Here is a 223-nt window from a genome sequence, read left to right as displayed (position 1 = left end):
TCCGCCTTCTCGACCTCTGCGATGTATGGTGCGGGATCGATGATGAAGAGGAGATCGCCCTTCTTCACCAGTGACCCCTCCCGAAAATGGATCGACTCGATGGCGCCGGGAACCCGGGGACGCAGCTCCACCCGCTCGACCGCCTCGAAGCGGCCCGAGAACTCCTCCCACAGCAGGACATTCTGACTATCGACGGCGGCAACGGTGGCAGGCGTCGCGGACG

1 pseudogene is annotated in these 223 nt (G+C 64.1%); it reads right to left on the bottom strand.

From position 1 onward, the window contains the following. Positions 1–223 (bottom strand): annotated as a pseudogene (locus E4K09_RS23725) (biotin/lipoyl-binding protein); the annotation flags it as partial.

Source organism: Microvirga pakistanensis, from assembly GCF_004458765.1.
Classification (GTDB): domain Bacteria; phylum Pseudomonadota; class Alphaproteobacteria; order Rhizobiales; family Beijerinckiaceae; genus Microvirga; species Microvirga pakistanensis.
The sequence above is the reverse complement of the archived record's forward strand: the minus strand, read 5'-3'. Positions and strand labels throughout refer to the sequence as shown.